The organism is Chloracidobacterium sp. (genome assembly GCA_016720705.1).
GTDB lineage: Bacteria > Acidobacteriota > Blastocatellia > Pyrinomonadales > Pyrinomonadaceae > OLB17.
In genome coordinates this window covers 24,867-39,294 of record JADKKB010000002.1, presented here as the reverse complement: position 1 = coordinate 39,294, position 14,428 = coordinate 24,867, and the positions used below count along the sequence as shown (strand labels likewise).

Here is a 14,428-nt window from a genome sequence, read left to right as displayed (position 1 = left end):
ATTAAAATTGTATAGATTATCTACTCCGGTATATTCCATGTACGGAACACTAAGAGTCGAAGTCCACCCAGATGCCGAAGTTTCACTATATTCCGCCGCGCTAACAGAATGACAACCCGAAGGATTAGGAGAATTCGGATAGCTAATCCGACTTGACATCCTCCAGAGCTTAGACGAATAGCTTAAACCGACAGGGAGGCCCATTCCCCTGCCTGGATAGGCGGCCAGCGGAATCTGCATTTCTAGAGCGAGCGAGACCGGATTGACCCGACCGTTGCTTTTAAGAGATTGATCGACACTTATCGCAGTCTTCTCTTGTGGCAAACCGGTAGAGACAAGAAGAAGGATCGCAATTATTGGGATGATGATTGAGAGTGTGAGTTTTTTCATTGAGAGCCTCCTTTATCTTCTCCAGAGTGATGGGACGGGTGTATCGCCGGAGGTGCCCCAGGCTTCTTCGCGGAGGGCGTTGGACGATCCCGATTTGCGTATGTACCAGTCCCGCCAGACAGCGATATCGACCTTGCCATCGCCGTCGAAGTCGTTTTGGACAGGGATGTCTGAGGATTGGTCGCCGCTCGGTGTGACGACCGTCATATTGGCGAACGCCGAATCCAGCATCAGCCAGCTTGATCCGCTGCGGATTGCGTAATTGGCCTTGCCGTCACCGTCGAAGTCGGCTGAGACGACCTTGTCGCCCGAGGTGAGCGTGTAACCTGAGAATGACATTACTGCCGATTGGGTGGTAGTGTCGCTGCTCCGTAGTGTGTAAAAGGTCGTGTTGCTCAGACGCCAGACCGTCAGGTCGGCCTTGCCGTCGCCGTCCAGATCAGCCGGAGCGGGCTTGTCGGTCGAAAGGCCGTATTGCGTCTGCACGGTCGAGCTTGTCGAAGACTGATAGACGTACCAATTGGCATTCGACGATCCGGGGCGAAATACCGCAATGTCGGTCTTGCCGTCGCCGTCATAGTCCGCCGGAACGGGAACATCGCCGCTTGCTCCAAACGTTGTCGAATAGTAACTACTGTTACTCGAAGTAGTGATCCACCAGTTGTTGTCCGACGGGCGATAGATCGCAAAGTCCGTCTTGCCGTCGCCGTCAAAGTCGCCTTGGACAGGAATGTCCGAACTGTTGCCCCAAGTGTAGGATGTCCACGCCGTCGTCACCAGATTGTACACATACCAGACACCGCTCGAAGGCCGCCATACGGCCAGATCAGCCGGCGGCGTCTCGTTGGCATTGGCATCGGCCACCGCAAGCATTCGACTGCCCGCGTAGATGTACTCTTTCGACAATTGCGGCGTCGGTGTCGCCGTCGGTGCCGGTATGAACGGATTGATGCTCGAGAGGGCCGAGCGATCCTTTGCCGGAATAAGCTTTTGCCTGCTTGCATCCTCGTCAAGGTATTTCAGAACAGCACCCGAAACGCCGATCGCCAGAAAGGCGATAATGCCGATCTTCCACCATTGACCAAACGGTCTCTTGACGATACCCGTATCTGCGGACGCATTTATTTCAGAGTTTGAAGCCTGTTTCGCTTCTTCGGGCCGTGAGGATCTGGACATACAGCACTCCTTATGTGGTTAAGCGGCGCCGGGGATATGTGTGTCTCGTTTAGACACCGACACTCTATCCCCCCCCTGACATTATGTCAAGTGCATTCAACGTATTTCCCTTTTTCTGTGAAATGCCCCGGAACGCTCCCAATCTAAAAAAGTCGATCGGGGGTCATCTTTGAAGTAACCCTTGAAGTCAAGCGCACGGGTATTGTGGCATCTTTGGGATGCTGTTGGTGCGTTTGATTGGGTGACAAAAGAGAACAACCGGCGCCTCCATTATTAGTTAGATTCTTTTCAAACTCGCACCGCTGTAATTAGCGAATGCCATCATCTATTCGTGCACAGCTTCGTTCGAGCGGCTGGCTACATGAAACCGAATCGGCTCATTTCCGACTACTCGAAAATGGCTGGCCGTACCATCAGACTTTCAGAGACTGAGCGGGTTTCCCCGTCACCTCTCCTGACCCCTCGTACAAACCAACTTCGCCCCGCCGTGTAAACTCCTCGTAGCTGATATTGTCACGAAGCATGACATAACAGTTAATGAGAAGCTTACGGGCCGCTGCAACTTTTGCTTTCGGGCGGCCTCTCCGGCGGCTAACCTCAAGATAGAACTGTCTGATCCGTCTATCACGGCACGCTTGAGCGGCTTGTCCTAGCAAATGCCGCACAAGCCGTGAACCGTGCTTGCTGATCGAACCCATCCGTCTCGTCTCGCCCGAGCTTTTCTCGAGCGGGTCGAGTCCTACAAATGCCACGACCTCTTCCTTACGGCGAAAGCGTCGAACATCGCCGAGCGTGTGAATAAGTGCCATGGCGTTGATCAGCCCGATCCCTAAGCGATCGGGGTCATCTATGAAGTAAGTACTCAAGTCAAGCGCACGGGTATTGTGGCATCTTTTGGATGCGGTTGGTGCGTTTGATTGGGTGACAAAAGAGAACAACCGGCGCCTCCATTATTAGTTAGATTCTTTCAGATACGCACCGCTGTAATTAGCGAATGCCATCATCTATTCGTGCACAGCTTCGTTCGAGCGGCTGGCTACATGAAACCTGATCGGCTCATCTCGAACTATATCGAGATGGCTGGCCGTACCATCAGACCTTCAGAGACTGAGCGGGTTTCCCCGTCACCTCTCCTGACCCCTCGTACAAACCAACTTCGCCCCGCCGTGTAAACTCCTCGTAGCTGATGCCATCACGAAGCATGACATAACAGTTAATCAGAAGCTTACGGGCCGCTGCAACTTTTGCTTTCGGGCGGCCTCTACGACGGCTAACCTCGGAATAGAACTTCCGTATCTTCTTATCGCGACTTGCCTGGGCTGCCTGCCCGAGCAGGTACCTTGCGAGCCGCGAACCTCGCTTGCTGATCGAACCGATCCGCCTCGTCTCGCCCGAGCTTTTCTCGAGCGGGTCGAGTCCTACAAATGCCACGACCTCTTCCTTACGGCGAAAGCGTCGAACATCGCCGAGCGTGTGAATAAGTGCCATGGCGTTGATCAGCCCGATCCCGGGATGTCATTAGCAATTGAGCACGCTCTTCCTTATTCGCCTCTTCCTCGAGCCTCGCCTCCACGGCCTTGATCTGGCGTGTCAGCTCGTCGCAAAGAACAAATCGAGAGCTGACCAGAAGCCGCTCGACCTGTGTCGTCTCAACCTCCTCGATCTTCTTTCTCGCCTTTACCGCCGGCAAACGGAACCGTGGCAAGCCCTTCGATCGTGCGAACGCCTGCAGCTGATTCACCACCGATGTCCGCTTGCTCACCAAAGAGTGACGATAGTTCAGCAGATCGAGCATCTCCCGGCTCTGCTCGTTCCTCGGCGTGATCGCCGGAAATGTCCTGCATCAATAGATCCAGGATCGTCTCCGCATCCCTGTGGTCGTTCTTGTGTCTCGATAATGCTGCTCGACGGATCATCCTAGGGTCTCCGATCTTGAGCGTCATTCCATTGTCAAAGAGCAACTTCTCAAACCACCACAGCGATCCCGTGGCCTCCGTTCCAATAACCGCGTCCTTTCCGCACTTGCGGTAAAACGCCTTTATCCCCGCCTTATCGCTATGAAGAAACCGCTTATATCTGATCTCTCCATCCGCTTCATCCACAAAAGCAAGCGTCTGCTCATATGGATGAAAGTCAACCCCAATGTATACTGCCATTGTTGATCTCGCGGGTTGTTATTCTTTTGTCAGAATTCGAGTTTACACAAAAACTCGACTCCCGCGAGGTCAACACTTCATAGCATCAGACATGCGATAGTGCGATTCTCTGTTTGTACTTCTCCTGAACTTTCTTCCATGTGCTTTCGAACTCCGGATCGGTCTTGCATTTCTGTCTCGCGGCGTCGAATCGGCGGCCGGCGTTTGACTGGTCGAGGCCGACGATCCCGGACATCTCGGTGATGGTCGCACCTGATTCCTTGCCGATCAGTATGAACACCTCCTTTGCGGTAATGATACGCTTATTCTTTCCGGATCCGAAGAAATTCTCTCTCTCCATTTCGAATACCTGTTCGATCACGTTCAGCAGCAGATCCGCATCAAAGGGCAACAAGAGCAATCGGGGTCACGCCTGCTAATTTGTCGATTCTCGATTGAGGTTCTCATTTGGTTGGGATAGTATCATCGAGCAAATTGCGAGGAAAGCGAGGATCGGGGTCGAGGGCGGGCTTTATCATGTGACGACGAGAGGGGTGGATCGGAGGGACATCTTGTCATTCGCCGGAGGACTATCGGAAGTCCGTTGCGCTGTTCGCTGCACAGAAGACAAAGCTGCCATTCTATCTTTACGCATACTGCCTGATGACCGATCACATTCATCTGCTGATCGAGCGCCTCACGGACGATATCGGGCGGATCATGCATCGTGTGTTAACGAGCGTGTGGTCGGTGCGTGAAGATGCGGCGAGGGCGTGGCGGAAAGGGAAAGAACCCAGTCGCTATGGCTCCCGGTTCTGACAGGGGTTTGGCGTTCGCGTTTGCCGGAACGGAGCGGATGAAAAGAACCCGGTCGCTATGGCTCCCGGTTCTGACAGACAACCGCTATTCGTTATCCCCGAAGTCTTCGGCGGAGGCGGGGTTTAGTTCCCAGCGGTCTTCGTCGCGGCGTTCGAGTTTTTTTTCGGTGCCGAGCGGTTCGTTGTCTTGATAGGTGATGCCCATAGCTTCACCCAACTCTTCTACGACGCTCTGGTCGGGTGTCGGGTTGCCGCCGCCGACCGACTCTTCGCCGACGTCGGAGTCTTCCCAGGCAGCGTCAATGTCGCCGCCGGATAGTTTGGGCGAGCGATCCGTATAATCTGCGAGTTTTTCTAAAAGCTGCTCCTGAGAGCCTTCGTTGACACGGCCTTCTTCGGCAAATTCCTCTTTAACTTGTTGATCAAGTTCAGCGTCAGTTGGATGTTGATTATTCATATATTTGGTGAGCGTTAAGCGTTTTTATCAATTATATCCTAATACGACGGCCCGGCAACTGTGACTCTCTCACCCTCGCAATTATAGAGCTCTGCATAATCAAGGTCATATTCGCCGGTTGGTGTCAGAGCGAAAACTACCATCAAACGAGAATGCCGCAGCCGAACGCTGTGTTCGACTGCGGCCTGGAATGCTTACCCTTGCGGTTACGTGCTTACGACGTCACGAGACTGAGCAAGTGACCCATCTGAAACTTCTTAACGCTAAGATATTTTTGTGTGTCTTTCGAAGGTTCGATCTCTGTCGCCACGCGTTCCGCGACTTCGATGCCGCCCTGGCGCATAGCTTGGATCTTTTCGGGGTTATTTGTCATTGCCTTGACCCGTCGAAGCCCTAGATCGCGTAAGATCTCGACACATTGCTCGTAGCGCCGGGCATCGATATCGAGTCCGAGTTGAACATTGGCCTCGATCGTGTCGGCGCCTTGGTCCTGAAGAGCATACGCCCGGATCTTGTTTATGATTCCGATGCCGCGGCCTTCCTGCTGCTGATAGACGATCACACCGCGGCCTTCGCGGGCGATGCGTTCCATTGCCAGATCAAGTTGTTCGCCGCAATCGCATTTCGCCGAGTTAAAGACATCTCCCGTCATACACTGCGAGTGGATACGAACGGGAAGAGCATCCTCTGTACGAAGCTCGCCCTTGTAAACAACGACGAATTCTTCGTCACTCGTCAATGAGCGATAACCGGCGATGCGAAATTCGCCGTATTTCGTAGGTAGCTTGGCGTCGGCCGCCTTTACTACCGAAGGGATAAGTCCGATAAAACGATTAGGTGGAGGTGATTGTATAATTTCCGAGATCATAGTTTTAGAGTTCATCCAACGTAAAATGCCTTAAGCAACTCACTATCGTGCCGGTCAAGTTTATATTTCGTGTGGTTATAGTTATTAGATTCAGATCGGCAGGAAAAGTTGTACTAAAGTATCGCCGGCGAAGTGGAGTCTGATGCGAACGGCACCCCGGAGTGCGGATACTGAGGTGTTTTCGAAAATTTTCGTTCGTTGATTTTTGGACGTCAAAGTGTTCTCATAAAAACAGTGAATCTTATGACAGAGACTTTCAAATTAACTTCGCTCGAGATCGAGGATTATACGCTGCAGAACGGCCTGCGGGTCGTCTTAAATCCTGATAATGCGATCCCGGTCGTTTCAGTTGCCGTCTATTACAATGTTGGTTCGCGGAACGAACGCGATGGCCGCACGGGCTTTGCTCACCTGTTCGAACATATGATGTTCCAGGGCTCGGCAAATGTGCCCAAGGCGGGACATTTCCAGTACGTGATGAAGGCCGGCGGCACGATGAACGGCACGACTTCGAGCGAGCGTACGAATTATTACGAGACGCTGCCGGCAAGCCAATTGCCGCTCGCTCTGTGGCTGGAATCGGACAGAATGCGCTCGCTTGCGGTTACCCAAGAAAACCTCGACAACCAACGCGAAGCGGTAAAGGAAGAGAAGCGGCTGAGGTATGATAACCAGCCTTACGGGCAGATATTTGACCTGATCAATGAAATGATCTTTCAAAATTTTGCCAATTCGCACTCGACGATCGGCTCGATGGAACATCTGGATGATGCGACGGTCGAGGACGTGCAGGATTTCTTTCGGGTATATTACGCTCCAAATAACGCAGTGATCGCACTTTCGGGTGCGTTTGACCCCGAAATCGCAAAAGGTTTGATCGAGACATATTTCGGCGATATCGCATCGCAACCGCTGCCGCCTGCTCTGGACGTGAGTGAACCGGCCGAGGTCGCGTCCACCTATCGTGAATGGGAAGACAAGCTTGCTCCGTTTCCGGCATTTCTGATCGGATGGAAGATACCTGAGCGGCGAACCCCCGAATTCAACGCACTCTATCTCGCCGGAAAGGTGCTCTACGACGGCGAAAGCTCACGGCTATATCAAAAATTGGTGAAAGGCTCGGAATCCGTCATTCAGCTGTTTGGATTTACGGACGAACGACGTGGACCGTCCAGCATCTTTATCGGTGCGATCCCGAAGCCCGAGGAAGACCTGAGCCGGATCCGCGAGAATATAATGGAAGAGATCCAAAGCCTTGCTACCCACGGCCCGTCGGCCGAGGAGATGGAAAAGATCGAGAATCAGCTCTTGAACGACTCGGTTCGACATCGCCAGTCATCAATGTCGCGGGCACAGCAACTAGCTGAATATGCCCTGTATGACGGCGATCCGACACTTATCAACACCGAACTGGACGAACTCCTTTCCGTGACGGCCGAACAGATACGGATGGCCGCAGCCCACTATTTGAACACCGACAATCGAGCATTGCTTGATGTAGTCCCCGCCGTAAAGGCATAGAAGCCTAAGAGAATATATGACCAACGACTTCAGAAATTCACCGCCAGCACCGCTCGAGCCGATCTCATTTGAGATACCGAGGCCGTTTCAGACGACCCTTGATAACGGTTTACGACTGGTAATATTCGAACACGAGCGACTGCCGCTGGTGAGCTACCGCCTTGCGTTTCATAGCGGTGACGTAAATGATCCGGAGGATTCGACAGGTCTCACGTCCGCAATGACATCGCTTTTGACCGAGGGAACCGCCGAATACACGAGTCTTCAGTTAGCCGAAAAGACGGAGAGATTGGGAGCAAGCATTTCAGCGAGTTCGTCGGACGACTTTACGGTCTTAGCGGCATCGAGTTTGTCACTGTATAGCTCAGACATTCTGCATCTGATGGCCGAGGTGGCTCTGCGGCCCGTGTTTCCCGAAACGGAACTCGACCTCTATCGCCGAAATACGATCGAAAATCTCAAATTCCAGCGTTCACAGCCCGGATTTCTCGCCGGGGAACAGGTCGGCCGCCTTGTCTATGGCGATCACCCGTATTCGAAGATCTCGCCAAAGGCAGCGGATGTCGAAAAGCTGACACGCGAGATGTTGACCGAATTCCATGCCAAGCAGTTTATCCCGAACAACGCAATGTTCATCGTGGTCGGCGACGTCAAGCGTGACGAACTGATCGCTGAGATCACGGAATTATTCGGTGACTGGCAACCCGGAACGCCGTGTACAAATGACTTTCCGGCACCACCGATGCGGACTGACCGAACTTTAACGGTCGTTGACCGTCCGGGGTCGGCGCAGTCGAATATCGTGATCGCAAATCTCGGCGTGTCGCGCGATCATCCGGACTATTTTCCGCTGATCGTGATGAATCAGGTGCTCGGTGCCGGTGCGTCCTCGCGTGTATTTATGAATCTGCGTGAGGAAAAGGGCTATACCTACGGTGCCTATACGCGGATGGAATATAAAAAGCTGGCCGGTGAGGCAGAGGCGACCGCCGAGGTTCGAACTGCCGTAACCGGCGAATCGCTCAAGGAGTTTTTCTACGAACTTGACCGGATCCGTGTGGACAAGGTGAGCGATGACGAACTCGCCGACGCCAAGAATTTCCTGACCGGAGTATTCCCGATCCGGGCCGAAACACAGGAAGGACTGACAAACCTGATCGTCAATCAGCACCTTTACAACTTGCCGGAAGATTATCTGCAAACCTACCGTGACCATATCGACGCTGTAACGGTCGATGACGTCTTACGCGTGGCAAAGGAACATATTCGCCCGGACGAAGTGGCGATCGTGATCGTCGGCGATGCCGAAGAGGTCCTGCCGCAAGCCTCCGGATTCGCAACTTCGGTCGAAGTCTTTGACACCGACGGCAACGCTCAGGATATCGGTAAATACAATAATGACGCCCTCGACGAACCGGCAAACGCAGCCGGCGACTGGGATCTTTCGATAGATTTTCAGGGCCAGAAATTGCCGGTCTCGTTGACCGTAGAGCAAAGCGGTGATCTGCTCACCGGAGTCCTGGAAACAATGTTTGGCGACGGCACTATCAGCAACGGTAAGATGACCGGCAATAAGCTGTGGGCAACCGCGATCGCTGAAATGCAGGGCCAACCGCTCGAATTTACAATTGCCGGCAAGGTGGATGGCGACTCAATGACCGGGACTTTATCGGCTCCGATCGTCCCTGAACCGCTGACGTTCATCGGCACAAGGGCCTAGTCTCGTCGGCGAACGATAGATTAAAGGCACGAAGGATAGGGAATTAGCATTTCCGGCTTTCGTGCCTTTTTCCGTCGATGCTCGGCGAAGTAATCCAAAAGCGGCGGCAGTTGCACATAGCATCTGCCGCCGCTCCGAGTGAGTTTTGGATCGAGGTGAGAGATATTCCGGCTTCATGGAGAAAAGCGGGACGGGTCAATTCACGATCCAAAACAACCTAAAACACGAGTGTTGTTATCCTGCACGCCGCATCGGCATCGCCGCCGCCTGCTCGCCACGCTGGAGCGACTGGAGGTGGTCGATCATCTCGGATGCCGCCCGTTTCGAGAGTTCATCGACCCTACATCCGAATTTCGACATACATTCGGCCGATGCATCCAGTCCACCTTCGCGGGAGATCGCCCGGATCATACCCAATTGTTTCGCCGTGACCATATCACCGAGGGTTCTTGCGATCGGATCGCTGATCGGACGTGCCTCGCTCATTTCGGCCAAGGCGGTCGTGTCAACGGGTTCGAAAGCGTCAAACTCGCGTTTGTACAGTTCGCGTGCAACGCCGAACTTTACCGCCGCGCGTTTAAGTGCGTCGTGCTCTGCCTTTTTGATCCCGGTCTCACTGCCCGTGCGGCCAGTGCCGATCCCCTCGCGTGTGACGCCGTCGATCGTAATGGCTACCGTGACCGCGACTATCTCGCCCAACTGTCTGATGTCCTTTACAGTGTGTTCCCAGTTAGCGGCGTGCTCGTCGAGGATGTCGGCTACGGTATGCCATTCGACATAGTCGACCATCTGCGTATTGCCGCGGTTATCCCGATGGGCCGCACGCTGGCGGATCATCATCGGATCCACACTCTGACGCAACTCGCGCAGGGTCGATGCAAAATCGACGACATTACTCGAGGCGGTGGCCGGGGCTATGGTCGATTCCTCGACTGTGGTGGTTATGGTGTCTTGAAGTTTGTTCGGTTTCATTAAAATTTCTCCTAGTGTGCTTTCAGGTTCGATCGGATCAGCGATAATCCTGCAATGGCTGCTGCCTGCTTTCAGCCACATACGCATTTCCGATCCCACCTCTGTTCGCCGCAAACAGGCCGTCGCGACTCAGTATTAGTATCAAGGTGATGAAACGTAACTCTGGGTGACGTGCCATCTATGAAACAGTATAGACGTAAAATAAAAATGTTGCAAGTGTGAAACGAGGTGTTGCATTCAAAAATATGATGTGTTATGTTTTATCTATGAAATGACAAGTCCAGTGATGGAACGTCAAAATCATGGAGGAAAAATAAAACTATGGGATTCAAAAATGAAAGCTTAATCAACACCGTCGAACTCGGACGTGCGATCAAACGTCATCGCGAAGAGCTCAAGCTCAGCTTGCGTGATGTTGCTGATCTTACGGAAGTTTCGGCCTCGACTCTCTCACGTATCGAGAACGGAACCGGTCGCCCCGATGCCGATAATATTGCCCGGCTGACACAATGGCTGGATATGCCGGTCGATCGTCTGATGAGACACGCTGACGAGTCTGTCGAGCCTGTGATCTATTATCCGCACGAGGCGACGCCTGAGATCGTTGAGGCTCACCTGCGGGCTGACCGGAAACTGTCGCCTGAGACTGCTGAGGCGCTGTCGGAACTTTTCAGAGTCGCATATCAGCAGTTCAGCAAGGTTAAATAATTCGGAAAAGCAGCCTTTTACCAAACTATAAAAACAATCACGCGAGACCAACTAATATGACACGAAACAACGGCATCCCCGCAGGAACGACATTCTCGATCGACACGACATTTGTGTTGTTTTTTCTAGCACTGGAGTTTGGCCAGAGTGCCCGGATATTTGCATTCGATACACTTTTGATGTCGATCACAATGCTGATGGTCTTGGTCTTGCCATATTTTCTGCCAACCGAGGCGGAACCGCCGTCGTTTTCGAAATGGATCATTGGCAGGATCGGCATTATGGCCATCGGCCTGACCGCAGGTCTTGCGTTTCGCCAGAGTATCGGCGTGCTGTTACCCGATGTGCTGAGGTACGTGCCGTTGACGTTGCTCATCGTCTCAGCGATGGCCAGCGGTTATATACAGTTTTATGGTCTGTTGAAACTCCGCCCGGCCAAATAGGCAAAAGGCTTCGGGCGCGAGTTATTAAAAAGAGTCAGCATATACTGCGGGAGTATATGCTGACCTTTTTTTGTCCGGACGGTGTCTGCCCACCGAAATAGGTGACCGATAAAATTATTGTTAACTAGATGTCTGAGCGACCGAGTTATCAGCCGTCACCTCATAGATCCGCCGCACTTGTTCCACCAGGTGGAGGTACTGACCGGGCGTCAATGCCTGTGCTCCGTCGCAAAGGGCATCCTCGGGACACGGATGCACCTCGATGATCAGTCCGTCCGCGCCGACCGCAACCGACGCTCGAGCGAGCGGCTCAACCATATAATTACGGCCTGTGCCGTGCGACGGATCGACAATGATCGGAAGGTGCGAGATGCGATGTACCGCCGGCACCACCGACAGATCCAAGGTGTTTCTGGCGTGCGTAGCAAATGTTCGGATGCCGCGTTCGCAAAGGATCACTTCGTAGTTGCCCTCGGCCATAATATACTCGGCAGCAAGCAGAAATTCCTCGAGCGTTGCCGATAGCCCGCGTTTGAGCAAAACGGGCTTTCTCGTTTGACCGACATATTTGAGCAGCGAGAAATTTTGCATATTACGGGCACCGATCTGGATGCAGTCGCCGTATTTCTCAACTGCGTCGACGCCCTGCTCGTCCATTGCTTCGGTGACAATATTGAGGCCATATTGTTCACGCACCTCAGTCATCATTTTGAGCCCGTCTACACCGAGGCCCTGAAATGCGTATGGCGACGTGCGCGGTTTGTAGGCGCCGCCGCGAAAAAACTTGGCACCGCTCTCGGCAACGATCTTGGCGGTGGAGAATACCTGCTCGTGATTTTCGAGAGCGCACGGCCCGGCGATCATCGCCAGTTCGCTGCCGCCGATGGTCGCGGTCCCGACCTTGATCACAGACTTTTCAGGCCGCAGATCTTTCGAGATGAGCTTGTAGGGTTGCGTGACGCGGATAGCCTGAGCAACGCCGGCAAGGTTTTCGAAATGCGATGGATCGATCGCACCCGGATTGCCGGTGACGCCGATCGCGGTACGATTAGCTCCGGGCAGCGAATGAGCCCGGTAGCCCAGTGCGTCGATAACCTCTAAAACTTTTTCAATTTCCGATGCAGATGCACCGGACTTCATTACGATAAGCATATATTGACCAACCTGTTACGGCCGCAAAACTACAACTTTAGTTTTCGGCACCTGTTTTTGCAAATTGCGGCAGTATCGAACGCACGAAACTGTCGACTATTGGGATAGTGTCGTTCGCGGAGATGGAGCGTTCGATCTCGGCAACTATTGCCGACCCGACCACCGCTGAATCGGCGAACCGACATACTTCTTCGACCTGCCCGAGTGTCGAAATGCCGAATCCGACGGCGATCGGCAGATCCGTAAATGCCCGAACTCGTTTGACCAAGTCTTCGGCACTATTGCTGATATCTTGCCGGGCACCGGTCACTCCGGCCCGCGACACCGCATATATAAATCCACGAGCACGCCCGCAGATGGCCTCGAGCCTTTCGTCCGTCGTTGTCGGAGCGACGAGTGATATAAGGTCAATGCCGACTCTGTCAAATCGAGTCGCGATAGTCGCCGCCTCGTCCTCAATGACATCAGTCAATAGAACACCATCGACGCCGCACTCGGCGGCCTCGACCGTAAAGCGTTCAAGCCCGTAATTCATTATCGGGTTGAAATAGCTAAATAGGACGAGCGGAACGTCGCTCTGCTTTCGAAACTCCGCAGCCAGTGTAAGAACTTTTGCCAGCGTCATCCCGCCCTTAAGCGAGCGTTCGGATGACCGCTGTATCGTCGGACCGTCGGCCATCGGGTCACTGAACGGAACGCCGAGTTCGATAACGTCGGCGCCGAGTTCGGCGAGTTTCTGAATAATTGCGAGGGAAGTCGCGAAATCGGGATCACCGGCCGTGACGAACGGAATGAAGCCGCCGCCGCGATGCTTTGCCTCGACCAATCTGTCGGTAATGCGACTCATATCTTAAACACACTCCTTGCCGGAGGTACTCTCCGCGTTATTTAGTTCGCCCTGCACGGTGTTTATGTCCTTGTCGCCGCGGCCGGATAGGTTGACGATCATAGTCTGATCCTGACTCAGTCCGGGGGCGATCTTGATCGCGTGTGCGATCGCGTGCGACGATTCCAATGCGGGGATGATGCCTTCGGTTTCCGACAAACGCTTAAACGCCGCAAGGGCTTCAGCATCGGACGCAGAGACGTATTCTATTCGCCCTACGTCGTGCAGGAACGCGTGTTCCGGTCCGATCGACGCGTAATCAAGCCCTGCCGACACCGAGTGCGTCAATGCGATCTGCCCGTCGTCATTTTGCAACAAATAGCTCTTGGTACCCTGAAGAACGCCAATCTTGCCGCCGGTCATAAATCTCGCGGCGTGATCACCGAGCGATATCCCGCGTCCGCCTGCCTCGACACCGATCATCCGCACGTCGTCCTTTAGGAACGGATGAAAGAGCCCGATCGCATTGGATCCGCCGCCGACACAGGCCATCAGTAGATCAGGCAGTCGGCCTTCCTGTTCGATTATCTGGTGGCGTGCTTCACGTCCGATTATGCTCTGAAAATCACGTACCATCAGCGGGTACGGGTGCGGGCCAAGGGCCGACCCGAGCAGGTAATACGTCGTGTCAACATTGGTGACCCAATCGCGTAACGCTTCGTTTATTGCGTCTTTGAGCGTGCAGGAGCCGGAATCGACTGCGCGGACCTCAGCCCCGAGCAATCGCATTCTAAATACATTAACTTCCTGCCGCCGCATATCTTCGGTGCCCATATAGACAACGCATTCCAAGCCGAATAACGCGCATACGGTAGCGGTTGCGACGCCGTGCTGTCCGGCACCGGTCTCGGCGATGATCCGGCGTTTGCCCATCTTGCGGGCAAGTAGGATCTGGCCGATGCAGTTGTTGATCTTGTGTGCACCGGTATGATTGAGGTCTTCGCGTTTGAGATATATCTTGGCACCGCCGAGCTCTTCGCTCAGACGTTTTGCGTAATACAGAGGGCTCGGCCGGCCGACATAATTTTTCAGCAGGTCGATGAATTCAGCTTGGAATTCGGCGTCGTCGCGAATCCCGTAATACGCCGAGACCAATTCATCTAGCGGGGCGACCAGCGTCTCGGGGACAAATCGGCCGCCGTATTCACCCCAATAGCCCTTTTCATTTGGCTCGTAATTCAT

At 53.6% G+C, this 14,428-nt stretch carries 16 protein-coding genes; 4 read left to right on the top strand and 12 right to left on the bottom strand.

Features of this window, described 5'->3' with window-relative positions:
* Positions 1–402: 402 nt before the first annotated feature.
* The 8 genes from IPQ00_02515 to ribA form a co-directional block, all read right to left on the bottom strand.
* Complete coding sequence (locus tag IPQ00_02515) at positions 403–1,566, bottom strand: VCBS repeat-containing protein (protein MBL0239439.1); 1,164 nt, start codon at positions 1,564–1,566, stop codon at positions 403–405.
* A gap of 413 nt (positions 1,567–1,979) precedes the next feature.
* Positions 1,980–2,375, bottom strand: coding sequence for an IS110 family transposase (locus IPQ00_02510; GenBank protein MBL0239438.1), 396 nt, complete (start codon positions 2,373–2,375; stop codon positions 1,980–1,982).
* A gap of 283 nt (positions 2,376–2,658) precedes the next feature.
* Entirely contained in the window at positions 2,659–3,054 is a 396-nt protein-coding gene (locus tag IPQ00_02505) for an IS110 family transposase (GenBank protein MBL0239437.1), read from the bottom strand.
* Positions 3,008–3,256 (bottom strand): hypothetical protein, encoded by a 249-nt coding sequence (locus tag IPQ00_02500; GenBank protein ID MBL0239436.1) that lies wholly within the window; start codon positions 3,254–3,256, stop codon positions 3,008–3,010. The genes IPQ00_02505 and IPQ00_02500 overlap by 47 nt, the downstream gene beginning before the upstream one ends.
* Positions 3,216–3,722, bottom strand: coding sequence for a transposase (locus IPQ00_02495; GenBank protein MBL0239435.1), 507 nt, complete (start codon positions 3,720–3,722; stop codon positions 3,216–3,218). The genes IPQ00_02500 and IPQ00_02495 overlap by 41 nt, the downstream gene beginning before the upstream one ends.
* Positions 3,723–3,807: 85 nt before the next feature.
* Positions 3,808–4,122, bottom strand: a complete 315-nt coding sequence (locus tag IPQ00_02490; protein ID MBL0239434.1) for a hypothetical protein — start codon at positions 4,120–4,122, stop codon at positions 3,808–3,810.
* A 482-nt stretch (positions 4,123–4,604) separates the two neighbouring features.
* Positions 4,605–4,976: a hypothetical protein gene (locus IPQ00_02485; protein MBL0239433.1), complete on the bottom strand. Its 372-nt coding sequence runs from the start codon at positions 4,974–4,976 to the stop codon at positions 4,605–4,607.
* Positions 4,977–5,190: 214 nt separating this feature from the next.
* Positions 5,191–5,844, bottom strand: a complete 654-nt coding sequence (ribA, locus tag IPQ00_02480) for a GTP cyclohydrolase II (protein ID MBL0239432.1) — start codon at positions 5,842–5,844, stop codon at positions 5,191–5,193.
* A 243-nt stretch (positions 5,845–6,087) separates the two neighbouring features.
* Between ribA and IPQ00_02475 the strand changes: the two genes are divergently transcribed.
* Together IPQ00_02475 and IPQ00_02470 are read left to right on the top strand one after the other, a co-directional pair.
* Positions 6,088–7,365, top strand: coding sequence for an insulinase family protein (locus IPQ00_02475; GenBank protein MBL0239431.1), 1,278 nt, complete (start codon positions 6,088–6,090; stop codon positions 7,363–7,365).
* 16 nt (positions 7,366–7,381) lie between these two features.
* On the top strand, positions 7,382–9,085 hold the full coding sequence (locus tag IPQ00_02470; protein MBL0239430.1) for an insulinase family protein: 1,704 nt from the start codon (positions 7,382–7,384) through the stop codon (positions 9,083–9,085).
* Positions 9,086–9,319: 234 nt separating this feature from the next.
* Here the strand turns inward: IPQ00_02470 and IPQ00_02465 are convergent, their stop codons facing one another.
* Positions 9,320–10,057 carry a hypothetical protein gene (locus tag IPQ00_02465; GenBank protein ID MBL0239429.1) on the bottom strand — a complete coding sequence of 246 codons (738 nt, stop codon included), beginning with the start codon at positions 10,055–10,057 and terminating at the stop codon, positions 9,320–9,322.
* Positions 10,058–10,378: 321 nt separating this feature from the next.
* Between IPQ00_02465 and IPQ00_02460 the strand changes: the two genes are divergently transcribed.
* Together IPQ00_02460 and IPQ00_02455 are read left to right on the top strand one after the other, a co-directional pair.
* Complete coding sequence (locus IPQ00_02460) at positions 10,379–10,765, top strand: helix-turn-helix transcriptional regulator (GenBank protein MBL0239428.1); 387 nt, start codon at positions 10,379–10,381, stop codon at positions 10,763–10,765.
* Positions 10,766–10,821: 56 nt separating this feature from the next.
* Positions 10,822–11,208: a hypothetical protein gene (locus IPQ00_02455; GenBank protein ID MBL0239427.1), complete on the top strand. Its 387-nt coding sequence runs from the start codon at positions 10,822–10,824 to the stop codon at positions 11,206–11,208.
* 120 nt (positions 11,209–11,328) lie between these two features.
* On the opposite strand, the gene aroF is transcribed toward IPQ00_02455, so the two are convergent.
* From aroF to trpB, 3 genes are read right to left on the bottom strand one after another with little or no spacing between them, the layout of a single operon-like run.
* Complete coding sequence (gene aroF, locus IPQ00_02450) at positions 11,329–12,360, bottom strand: 3-deoxy-7-phosphoheptulonate synthase (GenBank protein ID MBL0239426.1); 1,032 nt, start codon at positions 12,358–12,360, stop codon at positions 11,329–11,331.
* Between the two features lie 37 nt (positions 12,361–12,397).
* Entirely contained in the window at positions 12,398–13,207 is an 810-nt protein-coding gene (locus IPQ00_02445) for a tryptophan synthase subunit alpha (protein ID MBL0239425.1), read from the bottom strand.
* 3 nt (positions 13,208–13,210) lie between these two features.
* Positions 13,211–14,428 (bottom strand): tryptophan synthase subunit beta, encoded by a 1,218-nt coding sequence (gene trpB / locus IPQ00_02440; GenBank protein ID MBL0239424.1) that lies wholly within the window; start codon positions 14,426–14,428, stop codon positions 13,211–13,213.